General features: G+C 33.4%; 18 protein-coding genes. 11 read left to right on the top strand and 7 right to left on the bottom strand.

Going from position 1 to position 22,666, the window contains the following annotated elements; all coding sequences use genetic code 11:
- Positions 1–386 precede the first annotated feature (386 nt).
- The 4 genes from BM289_RS14395 (at position 387) to truB (ending at position 3,206) form a co-directional block, all read left to right on the top strand.
- On the top strand, positions 387–1,262 hold the full coding sequence (locus tag BM289_RS14395) for a cell division protein FtsX (RefSeq protein ID WP_091494704.1): 876 nt from the start codon (positions 387–389) through the stop codon (positions 1,260–1,262).
- Between the two features lie 111 nt (positions 1,263–1,373).
- Positions 1,374–1,631: a DUF3098 domain-containing protein gene (locus BM289_RS14390; RefSeq protein WP_091494702.1), complete on the top strand. Its 258-nt coding sequence runs from the start codon at positions 1,374–1,376 to the stop codon at positions 1,629–1,631.
- A gap of 88 nt (positions 1,632–1,719) precedes the next feature.
- Positions 1,720–2,517 (top strand): undecaprenyl-diphosphate phosphatase, encoded by a 798-nt coding sequence (locus BM289_RS14385; RefSeq protein ID WP_091494700.1) that lies wholly within the window; start codon positions 1,720–1,722, stop codon positions 2,515–2,517.
- Positions 2,517–3,206 carry a tRNA pseudouridine(55) synthase TruB gene (gene truB / locus BM289_RS14380; RefSeq protein ID WP_091494698.1) on the top strand — a complete coding sequence of 230 codons (690 nt, stop codon included), beginning with the start codon at positions 2,517–2,519 and terminating at the stop codon, positions 3,204–3,206. Before BM289_RS14385 ends, truB begins: the two co-directional genes overlap by 1 nt.
- Positions 3,207–3,545: 339 nt before the next feature.
- Here the strand turns inward: truB and BM289_RS14375 are convergent, their stop codons facing one another.
- The gene (locus tag BM289_RS14375; RefSeq protein WP_091494697.1) at positions 3,546–4,163 is read right to left on the bottom strand and encodes a thioredoxin family protein; all 618 of its coding nucleotides are present in this window, start codon (positions 4,161–4,163) and stop codon (positions 3,546–3,548) included.
- A 393-nt stretch (positions 4,164–4,556) separates the two neighbouring features.
- On the opposite strand from BM289_RS14375, the gene pyrH reads away from it, so the two are divergent.
- The 3 genes from pyrH (at position 4,557) to BM289_RS14360 (ending at position 8,513) form a co-directional block, all read left to right on the top strand.
- Positions 4,557–5,264, top strand: a complete 708-nt coding sequence (gene pyrH, locus BM289_RS14370; RefSeq protein WP_091494695.1) for a UMP kinase — start codon at positions 4,557–4,559, stop codon at positions 5,262–5,264.
- A gap of 70 nt (positions 5,265–5,334) precedes the next feature.
- On the top strand, positions 5,335–5,898 hold the full coding sequence (gene frr, locus BM289_RS14365) for a ribosome recycling factor (protein WP_091494693.1): 564 nt from the start codon (positions 5,335–5,337) through the stop codon (positions 5,896–5,898).
- Between the two features lie 119 nt (positions 5,899–6,017).
- Entirely contained in the window at positions 6,018–8,513 is a 2,496-nt protein-coding gene (locus BM289_RS14360; protein WP_091494691.1) for a DUF5686 family protein, read from the top strand.
- Positions 8,514–8,897: 384 nt separating this feature from the next.
- On the opposite strand, the gene BM289_RS14355 is transcribed toward BM289_RS14360, so the two are convergent.
- The 3 genes from BM289_RS14355 to BM289_RS14345 form a co-directional block, all read right to left on the bottom strand.
- Positions 8,898–11,168: a cation:proton antiporter gene (locus BM289_RS14355; RefSeq protein ID WP_091494689.1), complete on the bottom strand. Its 2,271-nt coding sequence runs from the start codon at positions 11,166–11,168 to the stop codon at positions 8,898–8,900.
- A 113-nt stretch (positions 11,169–11,281) separates the two neighbouring features.
- Positions 11,282–12,001, bottom strand: a complete 720-nt coding sequence (locus BM289_RS14350) for a LytR/AlgR family response regulator transcription factor (protein ID WP_091494687.1) — start codon at positions 11,999–12,001, stop codon at positions 11,282–11,284.
- The gene (locus BM289_RS14345) at positions 11,964–12,725 is read right to left on the bottom strand and encodes a sensor histidine kinase (RefSeq protein ID WP_091494685.1); all 762 of its coding nucleotides are present in this window, start codon (positions 12,723–12,725) and stop codon (positions 11,964–11,966) included. Before BM289_RS14345 ends, BM289_RS14350 begins: the two co-directional genes overlap by 38 nt.
- A gap of 271 nt (positions 12,726–12,996) precedes the next feature.
- Between BM289_RS14345 and BM289_RS14340 the strand changes: the two genes are divergently transcribed.
- The 4 genes from BM289_RS14340 (at position 12,997) to rpoN (ending at position 19,477) form a co-directional block, all read left to right on the top strand.
- Positions 12,997–15,363, top strand: a complete 2,367-nt coding sequence (locus tag BM289_RS14340) for an efflux RND transporter permease subunit (RefSeq protein WP_091494683.1) — start codon at positions 12,997–12,999, stop codon at positions 15,361–15,363.
- 439 nt (positions 15,364–15,802) lie between these two features.
- Positions 15,803–17,248: an asparagine--tRNA ligase gene (asnS, locus tag BM289_RS14335; protein WP_091494681.1), complete on the top strand. Its 1,446-nt coding sequence runs from the start codon at positions 15,803–15,805 to the stop codon at positions 17,246–17,248.
- A gap of 195 nt (positions 17,249–17,443) precedes the next feature.
- Positions 17,444–17,839: a GxxExxY protein gene (locus tag BM289_RS14330; RefSeq protein WP_091494679.1), complete on the top strand. Its 396-nt coding sequence runs from the start codon at positions 17,444–17,446 to the stop codon at positions 17,837–17,839.
- A 177-nt stretch (positions 17,840–18,016) separates the two neighbouring features.
- Positions 18,017–19,477, top strand: coding sequence for an RNA polymerase factor sigma-54 (gene rpoN / locus BM289_RS14325; protein WP_091494921.1), 1,461 nt, complete (start codon positions 18,017–18,019; stop codon positions 19,475–19,477).
- 463 nt (positions 19,478–19,940) lie between these two features.
- On the opposite strand, the gene BM289_RS14320 is transcribed toward rpoN, so the two are convergent.
- The 3 genes from BM289_RS14320 to BM289_RS14310 all read right to left on the bottom strand — a co-directional run.
- The gene (locus BM289_RS14320; RefSeq protein WP_091494677.1) at positions 19,941–20,942 is read right to left on the bottom strand and encodes a helix-turn-helix domain-containing protein; all 1,002 of its coding nucleotides are present in this window, start codon (positions 20,940–20,942) and stop codon (positions 19,941–19,943) included.
- A gap of 48 nt (positions 20,943–20,990) precedes the next feature.
- On the bottom strand, positions 20,991–22,004 hold the full coding sequence (locus tag BM289_RS14315; RefSeq protein ID WP_091494675.1) for a helix-turn-helix domain-containing protein: 1,014 nt from the start codon (positions 22,002–22,004) through the stop codon (positions 20,991–20,993).
- A 323-nt stretch (positions 22,005–22,327) separates the two neighbouring features.
- Positions 22,328–22,666, bottom strand: a 339-nt coding sequence (locus BM289_RS14310; RefSeq protein ID WP_167365432.1) for a hypothetical protein, incomplete at its 5' end; no start/stop codon positions are given.

Below are 22,666 nucleotides of genomic sequence, written 5' to 3'. Positions count from 1 at the left end.
TTAGCCGCAAATTTACATTTATTGCGGATTGTAGCAAAGCTATTTCAGTGACAAACAAATAAAATAATGAATTACTTGTTTAGGGTTAAGTAAAAGCACGCATTATTACGATTAAAAATATGTACTTAGATTCTTTTTTTGCCACAGATTAAAGAATTTACGCAGACTTAAAAATCATTTTTAATCTTTTTAATCTGTGCCAAACTTTTTACTTTGCGGACCTTACGAAAGACTTTGCGTTCTTTGTTTTAATTATTCATGTAACACTTTGCATCAAATAAAACTTCTTTTCTATATTTAAATCGTACTTTTAAGTATAAAAGTTTGTTATTAACTTTAAATACAAGAAATACTTTATTATTTTTACCACATAATTTAAGCAGACTATGAGTTCTAACTTTGATAAATTTCAAAAGCGCAGGTTAATTTCCTCTTATTTTTCGGTAGTATTAAGTGTATTCTTGGTTTTATTCCTTTTAGGAGTACTGGGATTATTCATTATTAATTCTAAACAATTGGCAGACGATTTTAAAGAAAAAATTGCCATGACGGTTTTCTTCAAAAATGAAGCAAATGACAGTATTATCAAAGCATTTAATACCGAACTTAAAAGAGCACCTTTTGCTAAATCTTTTGTTTACGTAAGCAAAGAAAAAGCAGCAAAAGAACATACTGATATTATTGGAGAAGATTTCCTTACATTCTTGGGAGAAAACCCTTTATTGAATTCATACGACATTCACTTAAAAGCAGATTATGTAGAAAGAGACAGTATCGTTAAGATTGAAAGCAACTTTCGCAAAAATGCAATGGTTTCAGATATTGTTTACGACAAACAATTGGTAAATCTAGTAAATGACAATATCAGAAAAGTAAGTATGTGGATTTTGATTATCAGCGGTTTCTTGACAGTAATTGCAGTTTTATTAATCAATAGTTCACTACGTTTATCTATACATTCAAATCGTTTTATTATCAAAACCATGCAGATGGTTGGCGCTACAAAAGCTTTTATCCGTAAACCTTTTGTAATGCGAAGCGTAAAACTAGGAATGCTTGGTGCTGGTTTAGCTATTATTGCTTTAATTGCACTTTTACTATATGTAGATACTAATTTCCCTGGTTTAGGAATTCTAGAAGACAAAATTTTAACTGGTTTGGTTTTGGTTGCTGTTTTCGGATTAGGAGTTCTAATTACTTGGGTAAGCACGCATTTTGCAACGCAACGTTTCTTGAATTTAAGAACTGACGATCTTTATTAATTTTTGATTGCAGATTTTAGATTGCAGATTTTAGATTGCAGATTTTAGATTGCAGATTTTAGATTTAAAAAAAATGCCTTCGACTTCGCTCAGGCTTACAAACACATAAAAATGAAAAACAACAATAATAAAGAAGAACAACAAGTTCAAAAACAGGAATTCCTTTTTGATGCCATTAATTACAAAATCCTATTAATCGGAATTGCTGTAATAGCGCTAGGATTTATTTTAATGTCTGGCGGAGGAAGTAAAGATCCAAATGTTTTTAATGAAGACATTTTCAGCTTTAGACGTATTCGTTTGGCACCAACAACTGTTTTAATCGGTTTTGGAATCACGATTTATTCTATCTTCAAAAAATCTAAATAAATAGGTTTATAGATTTCCAATTGGAATGCCCTTCGACTCCGCTCAGGGTGACAATTTGAAATCTAAAATCTGAAATCTAAAATTCTAAATGAACACATTACAAGCTATTGTTCTTGCCATTATTGAAGGAATTACAGAATTTTTGCCTGTTTCTTCTACAGGACATATGATTATTGCTTCTTCTTTTTTCGGAATCGCTCATGACGATTTCACTAAACTTTTTACCATTGTAATTCAGCTTGGTGCGATACTTTCGGTTGTAATCTTATACTTCAAACGTTTTTTTCAAACTTTTGATTTCTATTTTAAACTTTTAGTCGCTTTTATTCCTGCGGTTGTTTTAGGATTATTATTAAGCGATTTTATTGATGGCTTACTAGAAAACCCTGTTACAGTTGCCGTTTCACTTCTAATTGGAGGTCTAATTTTATTAAAAGTTGACGAATGGTTTAACAAACCAAATGATCCAGAAGTTTCAACTGAAATTACGTATGCCAAAGCTTTAAAAATTGGTTTATTTCAATGTCTTGCCATGATTCCTGGAGTTTCTCGAAGCGGTGCAAGTATTGTTGGAGGTATGGCTCAAAAACTGACTAGAACTTCTGCAGCAGAATTTTCATTTTTCTTAGCGGTTCCAACTATGTTGGGAGCAACAGCAAAAAAATGCTACGATTATTACAAAGCGGGTTTCGAATTATCTCACGACCAAGTTAACATGTTGGTAATTGGAAATATTGTTGCTTTTATTGTAGCATTATTAGCAATTAAAACTTTCATCGGATTTTTGACTAAAAACGGATTTAAAGTTTTTGGTTACTACAGAATCCTTGCTGGAATCATTTTATTATTGATTCACTTTTTCATTCACCCGCTTACGATTATATAATGACACCTGAAGAATATTTAAACGGACAAGTTTTATTGATTGACAAACCTTTAAAATGGAGTTCGTTTCAAGCTGTCAATAAATTAAAATACCTTTTGATTAATAAAGTTGGACTTCCAAAAAAGTTCAAAATTGGTCATGCTGGAACTTTAGATCCTTTGGCAACCGGCCTTTTATTAATATGCACTGGAAAATTTACCAAAAAAATCTCAGAGCTTCAAGGCCAGGCAAAAGAATATACCGGAACTTTTTACATTGGAGCCACTACTCCATCTTATGATTTGGAAACCGAAATCGATCAGACTTTCCCAACAAATCATATTGACGAAGCTTTGATTCATGAAACTGTCAAACAATTTTTAGGCGAAATTGACCAAAAACCGCCTATTTTTTCTGCCATTAAAAAAGATGGTGTTCGTTTGTACGAGCATGCACGTGCAGGAGAATCAGTAGAAATTGAAAGCAGAAAAACTACTATTCACGAATTTGAAATTACTAGAATTGCGTTGCCAGAAGTAGATTTTAGAGTCGTTTGTTCTAAAGGAACTTATATTCGTTCCCTTGCTTATGATTTTGGAAAAGCAATGAATTCAGGTTCACATTTAACAGTTTTACGTCGCACTAAAATTGGTGATTACGATGTAAAAAATGCTATTGACATTACTTTGTTTGAAGAAAGTTTTAAATAATAAAAAAGCACATTACTTTTTTATGGAGTAATGTGCCATGTTTCCTAAAGTTGATAAGTAAAATTATTTCATACTTATTTCCCCGAGTTAATAGTGAGGCACATTTTTTCCTCCAAATAAAAATTGAGAGAAGAAATCATAAAACCTTTCGAATAACTTTTTCATAATAGTGTACTTTTAATTGTTAAACATTAAATAAACACCAATAAAAAGAGTAAATCAGAAAGTTATAATAGACGTGGGTTATCAATACTAAGATACGAAATTCAAACTAAGATAAAAAGACTTTAAGATAATTTTATCAACGAAATTATTTGTTTATCAACACATTAAGAAAAACTACAATCGATTATACTTAATATTCTCCATAATTTCAAGCAATTCTTCCTGTACAGAAATCCCTTTATCAGCCAAATACCATAACTGTAAATCAGTTTTTATTTTTTCATCAATTGGTCCAACTTCTCTTTTATGAGTTGCCATTAATTCTGCTGCTCCTTTAGGTCTTGGTCCCCAATCTGCACGAACAATTCCGGCTTCTTTACAAATTACAATGACTTTTGGAATTGCTCTTCCACCGTTAGTTAAATATTGCTTCATCAAATCGTCATTTTCGTCCCGAAGTGCAATTCTAAGATCAATTCTTTTGTTAGAAACATGAGCCATCTTGTCTAAAATAGGAAGAATCTGCGCAGCGTCTCCGCACCAGCCTTCAGACAAAACCAGCCAGATATAATGATTGTCCAGATTTTGGAGTTTCTCTGCAACAGATTCAGAAATTTTTATGGTTTTCTCCAGCCTGTTCATTCTCGCTTCATTCAATTTAGAATAGTTGGTCAAACTTTCTGACTGCTCATTTCCGGTTGATTTTCCTTCAGATAATAAATCGGTTACTAGTTTTCGGTATTCTGCATAAGAATGACTATTGAATAATGCTTTGGCTACAGTACTTTTCATATTTGTTTATTTTTTGTTACAATAAAAATACAAAATTTAGAAAGATGCAGAAATGACATTTGTCACATTTAATAGTCTATTTAAATTTCATTTAATCTTCTCTTGAAATGAGAATTTAACGCAAAGGACACTAAGAGTTTTATCTTAAATGATGAAATAGGAAATTGCAAAGTTCGCAGAGCTTTGTGTTCAGAACGCTTTGCAAACTTTTCGCATTAAGGCTTCATCTATCTATAAAATCTTTGCGCTCTTTGTGGCAAAAAAATCCCCATTTAAGTTTTGCCTTTAAAAGGCTTTTTTAGTCTAAAATCGCACTTATAATTAATTTTTTGCAAACATTATTTTTAAAAATCAGAATATGTCTATATTTGCACAAATTAACGCGACACACACATGAAATATAAAAGAATTCTTCTAAAACTTAGCGGCGAAGCCCTAATGGGTGATTTACAATACGGTATAGACCCAAAAAGATTAGCCGAATATGCAGACGAAATTAAGCAGATTCACAGTAAAGGAGTAGAGATTGCAATTGTTATTGGAGGAGGAAATATATTTAGAGGAGTTGCCGGAGCAAGCTCTGGAATGGATAGAGTTCAAGGCGATTACATGGGAATGCTTGCTACTGTAATTAACGGAATGGCTTTGCAAGGTGCGCTTGAGGACAAAGGAATGAAAACGCGTCTGCAAACGGCTCTAAAAATGGAATCTATTGCAGAACCATATATTAAAAGAAGAGCTGACCGCCACTTAGAAAAAGGCAGAATTGTAATTTTTGGTGCAGGAACTGGAAACCCATACTTCACAACTGATACAGCAGCTGTTTTAAGAGGAATCGAAATCAATGCTGATGTAATATTAAAAGGAACACGTGTTGACGGAGTTTACGATTCTGATCCAGAGAAAAATGCAGCAGCTGTAAAATTTGATTTTATTTCTTTTGATGACGTAATCAAAAAAGGATTGAATGTAATGGATACCACAGCATTTACTTTAAGCCAGGAAAACAAATTGCCAATTGTAGTTTTTGACATGAACAAAATTGGAAACCTATTGAAAATCTGCGAAGGCCAAAATATAGGAACTGTAGTAAATATATAGTCATCAGTAACAGTTTACAGTCGCATGACTTTAACTGAAAACTGAAAATAAAACTGAAAACTAAAAAACAATGACTGAAGAAATAGATTTTATTTTAGAAAGTACTGAAGAATCAATGAATGGTACGATTGCACACTTAGAAAAAGAATTTCTAAATATTCGTGCAGGAAAAGCTTCTCCAGCTATGCTTGGAGGTGTTTTTGTTGATTATTACGGATCTGCAACACCGCTTTCGCAAGTATCTAAAATCAGTGTTCCAGATGCGAGAACAATTACATTACAGCCATTTGAAAAAAATATGCTGCAGGCAATTGAGAAAGCAATTTTGATCGCTAACATTGGTTTTAACCCAATGAATAATGGTGATATGGTAATTATCAGCGTACCGCCATTAACAGAAGAGCGTCGTCGTGATTTAGCAAAACAAGCAAAATCTGAGGCTGAGGATGCTAAAATTGGTATTCGTAATTCTCGTAAAGATGCCAATACTGACATCAAAAAATTAGAAAAAGAAGGAACTTCAGAAGACATCTGCAAATCTGCAGAAGAAGAAGTTCAGAACTTAACAAACGCTTACATCAAAAAAATCGATGAATTATTAGCTTTAAAAGAAGCTGAAATCATGAAAGTGTAATTAGGTTTTGGAATAAAATAAAAAATCCGTCTGGTTTATTGTATCAGGCGGATTTTTTTATTGCTATTTTTGCATACGAAAATTAAATTCTTTTCGTTTTTGAAACTATATCATTCTGTATGAAGCTATTTTGTTTTTTGACTTTGTTTTTTACGCTTACACTTCAGGCGCAAATTCAAATAAACGGAATCGTAACCGATTCAAACAACAAACCTCTTCCGTTTGCCACCATTACAACATCAGAAAACAACAACACTATTACAGATGTTGATGGGAAATTCATTTTCAAAATCAGTACGTCGGCAACCACTCTAAGCGTATCTTATGTTGGCTTTCAAAAGAAGACTATTGCACTAATCAAAAACAAAACTTTTTATGCTGTTTCTCTTGTACAACAGACAGATGATTTAAAAGAAGTTGTTGTTTCTAATGAAAATCCGGCCTTAACAATAATTCGAAAAGTGATTGCCAGCAAATGGCAAAATGATCCGCAGAAAAAACTCAGCAATTTCGAATACAAAACCTACAACAAGCTTATTGTTACAGCAAATCCGGATTCTATAGACGGCAGAATCGATTCTTCGGCATCTTATAAAGATTTAGACAAAAAAATAATCAACATTGATTCTTCTGATTATAAATTCAAGGAAATTGTAAGCAAACAGCATTTATTTCAAACAGAGAAAGTTTCGCAATATCAATTTACAAACAATAAACTGAAAGAAACGGTTCTCGGAACTAAAATTGCAGGTTTTAAACAGCCTATTTATGAAGTTTTAGCATTTAATCTTCAGTCCATTTCGATTTATGATTCGAAATATGAATTATTTGAAACCAAATATGAAAATCCAATTTCGAACTCTGCAACATCTACCTACAATTATAAATTATTAGACACTGTAAGTATTAAAGGTCGTGACGCTTACATGATTTATTTCAAAAATAAGCTTAAACGAAGATCATCTGGTTTAGAAGGAGTTTTATATATTGACAAAGAAAATTTTGCTGTCGCTAAAGCGGTAATGCGAATAAAAGGCGTTTTGGATATCAGCGGTATTCATGAATTTGAATATATTCCGAAAGAAAAAATCTGGTTCCAAAGCAATACCACTTTCAAGATTGTAAAAGGAAAGAATGATGATGACATTAGGATTCTTGGCGGAACGATTCAATTTGATGGAGATGTTGAAGAGAATTTTGAACCGAGAAAAAAAGTGGCTTCAGACTTTACTTATCTGCTTTCTGAAAGTAATAGTTTTGATATTCGTTTCAACACCAACAATTCGGTAAAAAACCCATCACTTTATATCGAAATTAATGACGATGCTGCTAAAAAACCGGAAAGTTTTTGGGAAGCCTACCGAAAAGAAAATCTCGACTTAAAGAGCCAAAAAACATATCAATTACTAGACAGTATTTCTGTCAGCAACCGAATTGAAAAACGTCTGGGAATTGGAAGAAAAATCATTAATGGTTTTTATCCAATCGGCCCGGTTGATCTGGATTTAAAAAAGATTATCAGCTATAATAATTACGAAGGTTTTCGTCTTGGTCTTGGCGGCATTACAAATGACCGATTATCTAAAAATTTCCGTCTTGAAGGTTATACGGCTTACGGAACAAAAGATGGAGCTTTTAAATACAGTTTAGGAGCAGGAGTTTTATTGGATAAATACACCAACACTTGGTTTAACGGCTATTATACAGATGACGTGCGCGAGATTGCAAGTACTGTTTTTGCAGTTGACAAACGTGTTTTTAAAATTTATGATCCTCGTCCGATTAACATCAGTACTTTCTACGAATATACTGGATGGCGCGGTAATATTCAGACCAAAATTATTCCGAAAACGGAAGCTGTTTTAGAATTCTCAAGAAACTACATCGAACCAAAATTTGATTATTTATTTAATTACAATGGGAAATTGTATTCGAGTTATGTTATGACAACGGCAATGCTTTCTATCGTTTGGGCACCTTTCAGTGATTTCATGCAGACTCCAACGGGAAGAAATGAGACGGAGAAAAGATTTCCTAGATTTACTTTTCAATACACACAGTCTCTTCCAAATGTATTCGACAATGATTTCACTTTCAGCAAAATCGATTTTAAAGCAGAGTACGAAAAGAAATATTTAAACCGCCAGAAAACCAGTTTACTTTTCCAAGCAGGTTTAGCCATGGGAGATGTTCCAATTACACATTTGTACAATACTTCTCCTAACAATTTAACCAAAGAAACGGTGGTTCAGCGTATTACTTTTTCTGGAAGAAACGCTTTTGAAACGATGTTTTTTAATGAGTTTTTCTCAAGCCAATATTTAATGTTCCAAATCAAACATGGTTTCGACCGTATTACAATTCTCAAAAAGGTCAGACCTTCATTGGTTATAGTTTCCAGAATGGCTTGGGGTAATATGGAAAACCCTGAACAGCATGTTGGCCCAGCTTACAAAACACTTGAAAGAGGATTTTATGAATCAGGTTTAGAATTAAACAAAATCTACAAAGGTTTTGGTCTTGCTGGATTCTATCGTTATGGACCAAATCAGTTATTGAAGTTTGAGGATAATATTGCGGTTAAGATTTCTTATGTGCTTGATTTGGGATTGTAGTTTTTTAATCTCAATACTTAAAAATTCCAAATTCTCTACTGTTTTTATTCTTTGAATGGATAAAAGATTATTTAAACTATTAAAAGAATGAAACAATATTATTTTTCATGCAGATTTAAACAGATCTCAGCAGATTTTTTCTCAATACATACCCTTAATATTTGTCATGTCGACGAAGGAGACATCTCCACAAGTAGCTCTGCAAAGTATGAATACTATTCGTAGTTTCTTTTGTGATCCTTAGTTCCTCAGGATGACATTCACGTAAAAAAAAACTTTGTCAAAGTTTTAAACTTTGACAAAGTTCTGCTCCAAAAAAAATCCCAAATTCCAATCAGTAAAAATTGGAATTTGGAATTTCAAAAAATTGAGATTTAAAACTATTTATGGTTTCAAAATCAAAACCGAAGGCGTATTATTCAGCCAGGTACTTTGAGATTCTATTAATTTCTTCCAGCTGTCCAAACTTATAATCATTAAGTTTTGACCATCTAAAAACTCTTTCTTAATAGTTCTGTCATTCATAATCATAATATGATTTGGGGCAATCTGTTCTATAGATCGGATGGTTTCTTGAATCTCGCGAGTACTTTTTACTTCACCGCTGGCATCGAGAACTGTGATCTGTGAACCATTATTATTGATTAATTTTTTAGCATAATCTATTAAAAAAGCATCTTCTTTACTAAAAACCGGAATGAAAACCTGATTGATTTCTTCCAAATCTTTATCAATCAAAATACCAACGGGCATTTTAGTTTTTGCCAAAATATGACGGGTCCTTTCGTCAAATGGATTATTTTCGAACAAACCTTCTTTTCCGGTAAACTTATCAATCAAACGATCCGGATTTACGATTCGGGTTGTAAAACCAAGGATTTTTCCAAGCAAAGTTCCATCAAAAATAGATTGTCCTAAACCAATCAGCAATAAATCATATTCTCCATGATTTGCTGAATCGATAATATCGGTATCAATATCATTTGAAACTTTAAAAAGACTCACCACTTTTTGATTTAAACGATTGGATTCTTCGACAACTGGAATCAGCATTTTTTTCTCATGATCTTTCACGTCAAAAGAGTGAATTTCTGTACTCAATGACAAATGCATTGCAGTTACAATCGAATTGTCCGGCTGTTTTTTAACCAAACTGTTGGCAATCTGAAGCAGTTTCTTTCCTCTTTCTGGTGTTGCAAATGAAAGGAGGATTTTATATTTACTCTTACTTCCTATTTCTTCCGGTACAGCAGTTTCTTTATCTTTAAAAATAAATCCGATAAAATCTAAAGCCGGGCCTGTCATAAAAGTCGTAACCAAAGCCATAATTACCATCATCGTAAAAATCTCTGTAGAAAGAACTCCAAGATCGTAACCGATATTTAGAACAACAAGTTCCATCAAACCACGAGTATTCATTAAGGCACCAATAGACAAGCTGTCTTTCCAGTTTTGTCCCACAAATTTTGCTGCCAAAGCACTTCCAAAGAATTTACCTGCTACGGCAACAGCGATAATTAATCCAGTAATTTTCCATAATTCCGGATCGTTTAACAATCCAATTTGTGTACGCAAACCTGTGAATACAAAGAACAATGGCAATAAAACGATAATGGCAACATCTTCTACTTTCTCGATGAATATGTTTCTGAATTTATTGTTTTCCGGCATAATTGCTCCTGCCAAGAAAGCTCCAAATAAAGCGTGAATTCCAATTAATTCAGATGCATAAGCAGATATTAAAAGCGTGATAAAGAAAATCGCAACAACTGGTTTATTTAAACTTTCGCGAGTTGCATTTAAATCGCCTACACGTTTCAGGAACGGACGAACGATTTTCAACATAATAATTACGTATAAAATCGCTAAACCGATAACATACAATGAACTTGTAAACGAACCTGCTTTTACAATAGCAATTACCACCGCTAGAATACACCAAGCCGTAATATCATCGGCTGCGGCACAAGTGATCGCAATGGTTCCTAATTTTGTTTTCTGCATGCCACGTTCCTGAACTATCCTCGCCAAAACCGGAAACGCAGTAATACTCATGGCGATTCCCATAAATAATCCAAAAGAAGAAAATTCAACACCAATTGGGGCAAAAGTGTGATAGATAAAGTAAGCTAAAGTTAATCCTAAAGCAAACGGGATTACAATACTGGCGTGGCTGATTACAACCGCATCGTGGGCTTTATTTTTTAACACCTTAAGATCCAGTTCCATTCCGATAACAAACATGAAAAGAATCAAACCAATCTGACTTAAAAACTGTAGGTTCCCTAATGATTCTTTTGGAAATAAAGTGGCTGAAAATTCAGGAAAATACATTCCGACCAAAGACGGCCCCAGAACAATACCTGCAATCATTTCGCCAATTACAGACGGCTGACCAATTTTTCTAAAAAACCATCCAAACAAACGTGCGACTAAAATAATAGTTACAATCTGTGCCAATAAAATAGCTAATGGATGCTGTAAATTATGAACCATAGAATCCAGGAAGTCATTCCAATGGTTGCTTTCGATTTGTTTTTTTACGATGTTGCGCCCCACTTCTAATGCGGCACCTTTTGAAATTACCCAATAAATCAGCGCCGTAAAACCACCGATAATTGTAATGTAAAATACAGAGTTTTTAATGTTATTCATAACTCGTTCTTTAGATTTATTGCCGCAAATATCAGAACTGAGTTTTAAGTGAAAAAGCAAATTTCCAGCTAATTTTCAATGTATGTAACAAGTCGGAAAAACTTTGTAATAAGTTATAATTTTACCTTTTTCAAAAAATCAGAACGATAAGTTTCGCTCAGAATTAGAGCTGTATTTTTATTGTTTTCTTCCACATGGTGCAATACAATTTCGTTGTGGTTAAAGAACTTTATCGCTTTTACAGCAACAATCTCTTTTTTGTTAATTCTACAAAAATCGGCATCAGGCAATTCATGCAAAAGGGTGTCAAATTTTACGTTTTTCAGATTCAGAAAACTTCCATCTGCCAACAAAACTGTTTTATCGCGACTGTCACTTGCAGCTGTTGTGATGTATTGAATTTTATTAAAATACAAAAGTGTTTTCCCTTTATCAGTATTCAGTTGTATAAACTTTTTAGAATTATCCGATTTATCAAAACGTTCAAAAGCTTTTGTGATTGCTTTTTGAAGCCGTTCTAACTTTACCGGTTTTGTGATATAATCTACCGCATCGATATTAAAAGCATCGGCAGCATACTCTTTGTAAGCTGTGCAAAAAATCACCAATTTATTCTCGAGAATTTCGGCCAGATGCAAGCCGTCCATTCCTGGCATTTCGATATCAGAAATTAAAAGATCGAAATCCAGATCTGGAATATCAGACAAAAGTTTCTCAGGATTATTAAATGTTTTTACAATTTCCAGTTCCGGAATTTGTTCGCAAAGCATTTTCAAATAAGTCAATCCCGGAAGCTCATCGTCCAGTAGCAAGCATTTCAGTTTTGTATTCAAGTAAATCTATTTTTAGATGAGCAATATAAATGTCGTTTTCTATAAACTTATCGAGTTTGAAATTATTCTTGTAAATAATTCGAAGGCGATGTTCTAAAGTCGCATGTCCAAAACCGCTTCGCTCCTTTTTCAGCACTTTTTTGTCGGAGATTTTGTTCGAAACCGTCATAAAAAAAGCATTGTCTTTAAATTCAAAAACAACCGAAATAAAAGCATCGGCACTTTGAAGATCGGCGTGTTTAAAAGCATTTTCTATTAAATCAATAGAAATCAAAGGCGCTAACAAAGGCTGATCGTACAATTTATCGTCTTCGTTTATATTCGTTTTAATCTTCAATTCGAAAAGCGGACTGATTTTAATTTTATTGATTTCGATTAGATTCAGTGCAAAATTGATCTCTTCTTTTGCCGTCACAAATTTCTTTTTGCTTTCGTATAAAATATAATCCAGAACATTGGCTAATTTGTCTAAAGCGAAATAAGTCTGATAAGCATGCGACTGAATCGAATTTAAAATATTCTTAAACAAATGCGGATTCAATTTGGACTCCAAATTTTCTAACTGTAGATCATTTACTTTTACTTCCAGCGCATAAAAACTCTTTTCGGCATCTTCTTTTGCTTTTTTGGCCTGCATCAATTGGTAAATCATAAAACAAATGATAACAATCAGCAAAAAAAGAATCGCTAAAAAAATAAAAGTAGTAGTATTGTTATCTTGCATTGTCTTTGTTTTTTCTGTTTTGAATGACTTACTTCATTCCTTTAAAATTAAATTCCCGAAGCGTTTTTAACCAATCGAAGTTATAAAAATTATTTTTCATGATTTTTAATTCATGCAAAGATGAGAAAAGCTATTCATTAAATAGTACAAACGAATCGGATTATCACAAAGAACAAACTTTCAAATTTGTGTTAACGTTAAGTAAAATACAGTGGTTTATTTATGATTTCTAGCACTTTTCACTACATTTGCATCCATTTTTAAAGATTTTATGAAAAACACAGTTCAAGTTGGATTTTGGGAAAAATTGGCCCGAATCATACTTAAAAACAGAATAACAATTCTAGTTATCCTTTCCGCTTTAACTATTTTCTTTGGTTATCAATGGAAAAACCTTTCTATGACCTATACTGAAGCCAACTTGCTTCCGAAAGATCATATTGCGAATAAGGATTATCAAAAATTCTTAGATAAATTTGGAGAAGAAGGAAATCTTATCGTAATTGGATTTCAGGATAAAAACTTTTTTACACCAAAAAATTATGCTGCTTGGACAGAATTAATGAACGGTTTGAAAAAAGCCAAAGAAGTGGATTTGGTTATTTCTTTAAATGACTTGAAGAAACTGGAAAAAGATACCGTAAACCAAAAATTTGTTTTAGCACCTTTTATTGAACAAAGCAAAGCGCTTGATCCGGCTTACTTAAAAACGGTACAGTACGATTTGTTTCACAATCTGCCTTTTTATGAAGGTTTGTTGTTTAACAAAGAAAGTGGAAGCGTTCGTTCTGCAATTTACATGAACAAAGCACTTGTAAATACAGCTGAGAGAAAGACTTTTATCTTAAAAGATTTAGTTCCGAAAATCGATAAATTCGAAAAAACAACTGGAATCGATCTTAAAGTTTCGGGAATGCCTTACATCCGTACAATCAATGCGGATAACATGAAAGGCGAAATTGGACTTTTTATTGGAGCGTCTTTATTGACGGTTTCTTTGATTTTCTTTTTCTTCTTCCGTTCGTTCAGAGCTACGTTTATTTCGATCTGCATCTTAATTGTCGGCGTAACCTGGTCGTTTGGAACACTTGGATTATTTGGATATAAAATCACGATTTTAACTGCAATTATTCCGCCGTTGATTATTGTAATCGGAATTACCAACTGTATTTTCTTAATCAATAAATATCAGCAGGAAATAAAACTGCACAACAATCAGGCAAAAGCGTTGCAACGTGTTATTTCAAAAATTGGTTCTTCGACTTTGATGACCAATTTAACAGCTGCAATTGGTTTTGCAACTTTGATGATTACAGGAAACGAATTACTTTTTGAGTTCGGATTGGTGACTTCAATCAACGTACTTTCTGTTTATACTTTGACACTTTTTATCGTGCCAATTATCTACAGTTTTATGCCATTGCCAAAAGCGAAACATTTATACCATTTAGACAAAACGTATATTTCAACATTATTGAATACTGTTGCAACTGTAGTAAAAGGTAAAAAAACAATCGTATATATCATTTACGCAGTACTTTTTGTAGTTAGTTTAAATGGAGTAAGACAGATGAAAGTGTCTGGAAGTTTGATTGGAGAAATGCCAAAAACAGCTTCTTTCTTTAAAGATATTTTATTTTACGAAAAGGAATTCAACGGAGTAATGCCTTTGGAAATCATGATTGACACCAAAAAGAAAAAAGGTGTTATGAAGCCGGCGACAATTCGTAAAATGGATGAACTGCAGAATACTATCTCAGAAATTCCAGAATTGGCAAAACCGGTTTCGGTTGTAAACTTGGTAAAATATGCCAAACAGGCTTTCTACAACGGAAACCCTGAATATTACCAATTGCCAACTTCTCAGGAACAGACTTTTATTTTGGGTTATGCTAAAAATGCAACCAAAAACAGCAAAGAAAATTTAATGAAAGCGTATGTGGATTCGACTGGACAATATGCCAGAATTACGACTTTCATGAAAGATATCGGAACGGATGAAATGGCAAAAGTAGAAGGAAAACTCCGCAAGAAAATTGATGAGATTTTCCCGAAAGACCGTTACGAAGTTACGATAACCGGAAAAGCATTGGTTTTCCAAAAAGGAACAACCTATTTGGCACACAACTTAATCGAATCATTATTGTTTGCAATTTTGACAATTGCAATTTTGATGCTGTATTTATTCCGTTCGTTCAAAATGGTAGCAGCTTCTTTGATTACGAATATTTTACCGCTTTGCATTACTTCAGGATTAATGGGTTATTTCGGAATTCCGTTAAAACCATCGACGATTTTGGTATTTAGTATCGCTTTCGGAATTTCGGTTGATAACGCGATTCAGTTTATGGCGAAATACAAACATGATCTGATGCAAAACAAAGGAAAAGTGAAAAAATCAGTTTTCAGCGCTTTAAGAGAAACGGGAGTAAGTACTTTCTATACTTCTGTAGTTCTGATTTTAGGTTTTGCGACTTTTACATTATCAAGCTTCAGCGGAACAATCGCCTTAGGAGGATTAATTTCCTGTACTTTGGTTTTTGCTATGTTTGCTAACTTAGTAGTTTTACCATCGCTGGTTTTAACTTTTGAGAAGAAGAAAACTAAGAAAGAGGAATTGGAGAATTTGGAGAAATAAGGTTTTGTTTGCCACGACCCGAGCGATAGCGAACGGGCGAAGCAATTTCACGAATTGACACGAATTTAAAAAATACAAATCTTTGTCAAAGTTTAAAACTTTGACAAAGATTAACCCACAGTTTGTCATTCCGAGGAACGAGGGCACGAGCGATAGCGAACTGGCGAAGCAATCACGCTCGGAAATCGACAAAGATTGGCGACTTTCTTAACGGAATTACTAGTGTGATTCCTCGTTCCTCGGAATGACAAAAACAAGAGAAATTGCTTCTTTTGAAACCGATTGCCCTAGCCCTGATAGAAGCGATATCCTTTTTCTTGCTCCTTTAGCAAGAAAAAGATATAGCGGATAGCAGGAAACAGCTTCAAAAATTAATTATTATCGATTATATTTGCAGTTGTTCAAAACGAATATTATTTAATATCAATTATATATAAAAATGAAACACACAAAGGTTAGAGACTTATTAAACAGTACGACGACGTTACAGGAAGTGAATGCAAAAGGATGGGTGAGAACTTTTAGAAATAATCAGTTCATCGCTTTAAATGACGGTTCTACAATTAATAATATTCAATGTGTTGTTGATTTTGAAAATACACCAGAAGAGACTTTAAAAAGAATCACTACTGGAGCAGCAGTTTCTGTAATTGGAACTTTGGTTGAAAGTAAAGGTGCTGGTCAGAAATATGAAATTCAGGTTTCTAAATTAGAAATCCTTGGAGATTCTGATGCTGAGAAATTCCCAATGCAACCTAAAAAACATTCTTTAGAATTTTTACGTGAAAACGCTCACTTGCGCGTGCGTACAAATGCTTTTGGTGCCATTATGCGTGTGCGTTCGGTATTGTCTTATGCGGTTCACAAATATTTTCAGGATAAAGGTTTCGTTTATGTAAATACGCCAATTATCACTGGAGCTGATGCTGAAGGTGCTGGAGAAATGTTTCAAGTTACTTCTTTGCCATTGGATAATCTTCCAAAAAATGAAGAAGGAAACATTGATTTCAAAAAAGATTTCTTTGGAAAACATACAAACTTAACCGTTTCTGGACAATTAGAAGGAGAAACTTTTGCAATGGCTTTGGGTCAGATTTATACTTTTGGACCAACTTTTAGAGCAGAGAATTCAAACACTTCTCGTCACTTGGCGGAGTTCTGGATGATTGAGCCAGAAGTTGCTTTCAACAACCTTGATGACAACATGGATTTGGCTGAAGATTTTATTCAGTATGTAATTAAATATGCTTTAGACCATTGTGGCGATGATTTGAAATTCTTAGAAGGAAGACTTTTGGAAGAAGAAAAATCAAAACCGCAGGCAGAAAGAAGCGAAATGGCTTTGTTGGAAAAATTGAACTTCGTTTTAGAAAACAACTTCAAACGTGTTTCTTATACTGAGGCAATCGACATTTTAAGAGATTCAACTCCAAATAAAAAGAAGAAATTCCAATATATCATTAACGAATGGGGAGCTGATTTACAGTCAGAACACGAGCGTTATTTAGTAGAAAAACACTTTAAATGTCCGGTAATCTTATTCGATTACCCAGCAAACATTAAAGCGTTTTACATGCGTTTGAACGACAACACAGAACCAGGAAGAGAAACAGTTCGCGCTATGGACATCCTTTTCCCTGGAATTGGAGAAATCGTTGGTGGTTCTGAAAGAGAAGAGCGTTACGATGTTTTGGTTGAGAAAATGGAAAAACTTGGAATTGATAAAGAAGAATTATACTGGTATTTAGACACCAGAAGATTTGGTTCGGCAACTCACGCCGGTTTTGGTTTAGGTTTTGAACGTTTAGTATTGTTTGTAACTGGAATGACAAACATTAGAGACGTAATTCCTTTCCCAAGAACTCCGGGAAGCGCTGAGTTCTAAGAAAAAAGAGATTTGCCACGAAGGCACAAAGACACTAAGTTTATTTTTAAACTAACTGAATTAAAGACTCAAAAAAATTAAAATAATACCACGAAGACACAAATTCACAAGTATTATTTTATTTTTTAGTGAAGATTTAAAAACTTAAAAAAACTTTGTGCCTTCGCGCCTTCGTGGCAAAACCCTTAAAAAAATATGCTCTCTGAAAGAACGGAAGAAATTGGAAAAATAATTGTAAACTCGGCATTCAAGGTTCACAAACAACTTGGACCCGGATTATTGGAAAGAGTTTATGAAGTTTGTTTAGCTCATGAAATTGCTAAAGCTGGTCTTGATGTAAAACGTCAAGTTGACATTCCTATCTTTTATGACGGAATTGAATTTAGCGAAGGATTAAGATTAGATTTACTAGTTGAAGATTCTATAATTATCGAAATAAAAGCAGTTGAACAAATAAATCCAGTTTGGGAAGCACAAATTATAGGTCAGCTAAAATTACTGAATAAAGATTTAGGCTTTTTGATTAATTTCAACGTTCCGTTAATAAAGAGTGGAATCAGAAGATTTATAAATACAAAAAGAGTATTTTAAAATTTTCAATAAAATATAGGCAAACAAAAAATTTGTGCCTTAATTTCAAAAATTTAAACAAAAAATTTGTGTCTTAGCGCCTTTGCGACAAGAAACAAAAAAACAAATAAAAACTTTGCGCCTTTGCGCCTTAGTGGCAGAAAAAGCGTCTTAGTGGCAAAAAATAGCGCCTTAACTATGCTAAAGCAATTTTTAAATTTAAAATTATCCCAAAAATTATCTCCACAGCAAATTCAGCTGATGAAGTTAATTCAATTGCCTACGCAAGCTTTTGAACAGCGTTTATTAGAAGAAATGAACGAAAATCCGGCTTTGGAAGCGGGTAAAGAAGACGAATACGAAGCGGATGAATATGCTAACGACGACTACGACGATTATGACGATAACGAATCAGACAGAATCGAAGCAGACGACATTAACATTGACGAATATCTAAGCGACGACGATACACCTGATTACAAAACTCAGGTAAACAATTACAGTGACGATGAAGAACGCGAAACACCTTTTGCGGCTCCTATAAGTTTTCATCAGGATTTGATCAATCAGCTGAATACTTTTATTTTGAATGATGAAGAGCGCGAAATCGCTGAATTCCTTGTTGGAAGTATTGATGATATGGGTTATATCCGCAGAAGCATTCCCGATATTGTTGACGACATGGCTTTCACTCAGGGAATTTATACTGATGAAGCAATGGTAGAGAAAATGATGACCGTGATTCACGAATTGGAACCTTCGGGAGTTGGTGCACGTGATTTACAGGAATGTTTGTTGCTTCAATTAAAACATAAAACGCCAACTGAATATGTTGATTTGGCAATTGACATTATCGAGAATCAGTTTGATGCTTTTACAAAGAAACATTACGATAAACTTTTACAGAAATACAGCGTTTCGAACGAACAGCTTAAAAAAGCGATTCACGAAATTGAAAGACTGAATCCAAAACCGGGTGGTTCTTTTGCTGGTAATAATAAAGTTACAGAAAATGTAGTTCCGGATTTCGCTATCAGAATTGTGGACGGTGAATTGGAACTGACTTTAAACGGAAGAAATGCTCCTTCTCTGCACGTTTCTAAAGATTATCAGGAAATGATGCAGACGTATAAAGAATCTAAAGACAAATCGACAGCACAGAAAGATGCCGTTCAGTTTATCAAACAAAAATTAGATTCTGCCAAATGGTTTATTGATGCCATCAGACAGCGTCAGGAAACACTTTTTGTAACGATGAATGCAATTATGCATTATCAGGAAGAATATTTCTTAGATGGCGACGAAACCAAACTAAAACCAATGATCTTAAAAGATATTGCTGATATGGTTGGTTTGGATATTTCGACGATTTCACGTGTGGCAAACAGCAAATATGTTGAAACACCATACGGAACCAAACTGATTAAGGAATTTTTCTCTGAAGCAATGAAAAACGATCAAGGAGAAGATGTTTCAACTTTGGAAATTAAAAAGATCCTTCAAAATACCATTGAAGAAGAAGACAAAAGAAAACCGCTTCCGGATGATCAATTGGCCGAAATCTTAAAAGAAAAAGGGTATCCAATTGCGAGAAGAACTATTGCAAAATATCGAGAACAGCTTGATATTCCAGTTGCGAGAATGAGAAAGAAAATTTAGTCATTTCTACCATTAAGAGATTAGGAAATTAAGTTTTCACTACTAGCAAACCTAACAGGTTTTAAAACCTGTTAGGTTTTTTTTATTATCAATATAATACATATCGTATCCTGCCAAACACCTTTAATTAAAATATATCCGTTACCCTCCAAACTCCCTGCGAAACTTATACCTTCAAATGAAATTAAAAATCTTCTTATCGGAAACTCTCACAGAAATATAATTTCTACAAAAAAATAAGCCCGACAGCTTTTAAAAATCTGTCGGGCTAACCGTATATAAAATTGTGTACTTATACAAATAGGATGAAAGTTTTATTTATAATTTATCCAAAAAAATGCCTTTTGCGAGTGCATAAATGAGTTATTAGATTTCTTCCTTTATTTTAATATAATTTGTTTAATCAAAGGAGATTGTTAAAGAAAATATTCGACTTAAAACTTATAACATGTTACCCTAACATTTAACTTTTATTTCTTATAAAAGTTTTAGGTGCAACACCATAAAATTTTTTAAATGTTTTAGCAAAGTAACTCATATTACTATATCCTAACATGGTCCTGACACTATTGATACTCAAACCTTGTTTTAATAATTGTTCTGCTTTCTCCATTTTTTTTTGGATAAAGTATTCGCCATAATTTTTCTTAAACAATGTATTAAACATAGATGCAAATTTGGTTTTACTCATAAAGCATGCCTCAGCCGCTTGTGCAAGTGATACTATTTCTGCAAGATTCAGTTCTTGCTTCTCTTTAAGGTCAATAATTCTTACTATATCTTGAGAAATTCCTTTTTTCTTCTCTAAATACTCCACTTCAAGGTTATTAAAAAACAATGCTATTAATTGACAAGCATATCCTTCAAGTATTTGTATAAGATTAGGCTTGTCAGAATCAAGCTCTAAGATTTCATTCGCTAATTTATAACTTTTAAGATCAAAACCTGCAATCGCACCCATTGGCATTGCATTTGCGAAATCATCAAAATTAGTAAACTCTGTTGGTCTTGATTCTGTAAGATTTTTTACAGCCCAGCTTCTATGAACAAAAATCTGTACATAACGAATTGGCTTATTTTTGGGAAATAATACGGAAGAATTAAATGTATGTGAACTAAGAACAACCTGTTTTACTGGGCTATTAATATCAATAACCCTTTTGTTCAATTTTTGCACTACCGAAATATCATCTTCCCCAATATTAAAAACTACCCCATAATAATCATTCCCTACCAATTTTGTTTTTTGCAACAATATTTCATCTAAAAATATTGCATCGACACATAACATTCCTAAACTTTCACTTAATTTATAATACTCATATCGTCCACTAGCCATAGACTCTGGAAATATAATCTTGTTTTCTTTACATACTACTTCAAGACCAGTACTTTCACTAAAACTTTTAGCAAAATCCATTATCCATTGATTTGAAGTACTAAAATAATATTCTACTTCTATCATAATTTAGTAAGCTTAAAACTATTTATCCTTTCTTCAAATCACAAAACTTCAATGTTTTGTTGCAGCATTACGATATTCTTTTGGAGGTATTCTGTAATATTCCTTAAACACTCGTGTAAAGTGGCTCTGGTTTACAAAACCCACAGACTTTGCTACATCAAGAATTTCCCAGTTTTTCTTCAACAAGTCGGCGGCCTTTTCTATTTTTAATTCCTGAAAAAACTGCAGATAACTTTTAGTATACATCGCCTTAAATATATTAGCAAATTTTGACGAGCTCATTCCACAGCTTTTTGCTACATCATCCAGTGCAGGCAACGACTGTTCCAAATGATCTTCTATATTTTTTTTTGCCTCAACAATATTGAGTACATCCTGATATTTTAATACTTCTTCAGGATGCAAATCTCTCTTATCTCTATCTAGTACATGCGCTATCAAACGTTTGACATAGCCTTTATAAAATAGTTTTACAAAAAACTCCGGGGGTTTGCTTGCTATGATCTCCTGCGTCAACAATACTGTTTCGAGATCCATGTCAAGTGAAAACTGCAGTGGCGCATCTTCCAGCAATTCCTTTTGATGGGGTACCCGACTTTCTAATTCTTTAAGACGAAATTTGTTAATTACCCATTCCTGTGACAATAACAAAATCACAATTTTAATGGGAATATTTTGAGGCGCAGTCCAGGATAATCCAGTTTTGGCAGTACTGTAAAAAATTTTATTCTGCCAACTTTCTCCATTAATCTGTCCATTTTTTCCATCCATATTTACTATAGAGGAAAAATTAGTGAGATTAAAGCTCATAGCATGAAAATAATTGACATTGGCAGGTAAACGAATAAAATTTACATCTTCAAAAAAAGTACAATCCATTATAACCACTGCAAGTCCTGTATCTACATCGTAACAAGAGAAAATTCCTTTTCCTATTGATTCGGGAAAAACCAGCTCGTTATTTTTTATCACAACTTTTTTTGCAGACACTGCGTTAAAACCAGTTGCCACATCAGCAAGAAAACTGCCATATGTTGTTAAGTTATACTTTACCTTTAGCATAAATACCTTTTATAAATACGCCCATCTATGTCTGGACATTTTGTTTTAATAATTAAAATAACTGTATTAATACCACTAGAATAAAAATAAAAAAAAATATCACCTCGTATAAATCAATGATTATCAAGCAAATGAACTAATAAAATTACAAAAAAAAGCGTCTGAAACTAACAAACGCTTTTAAAAATAGATATTCCACTTTCTATAACACCTGACAAAAAAGAAATTTAGAAGTAATTATTTCTTTATCAGTCTTACTATTGAATATATTTTTAGTGTGATGAGTAATCTGAACTCTTCTAAAAATTAGCATGATTAATACACTAATAAGCCGCCATAATAAATGCTTCCAAATAGTTATTATAACCTCCCACTGTCACATTAGCAGCTGTCGCCGCTCCTGCAGCAGCTCCAAGCCACATATAAAATCTTTGAGAATAATTATTTGTATTATTTACATACCAGAGAACCTGACCCGTACTTGTTCCGTTTACCACAGTGAATCCAGAGAGATTAGGGGTAACATTACTTGGAAACGACCCCATACTACCACTAGAGGTTGATAGCCTGCAGGTTACATATCCATTGCCTGTACCTACAAAAACTATCCCTGCCGTAACTGTAGATCTTCCAGGAGGTACATCAATATAATAGCCCGAATA

It is taken from the genome of Flavobacterium phragmitis (genome assembly GCF_900112575.1).
Taxonomy (GTDB): Bacteria; Bacteroidota; Bacteroidia; order Flavobacteriales; family Flavobacteriaceae; genus Flavobacterium; species Flavobacterium phragmitis.
This window is presented reverse-complemented; position numbering and strand designations above follow the sequence as displayed.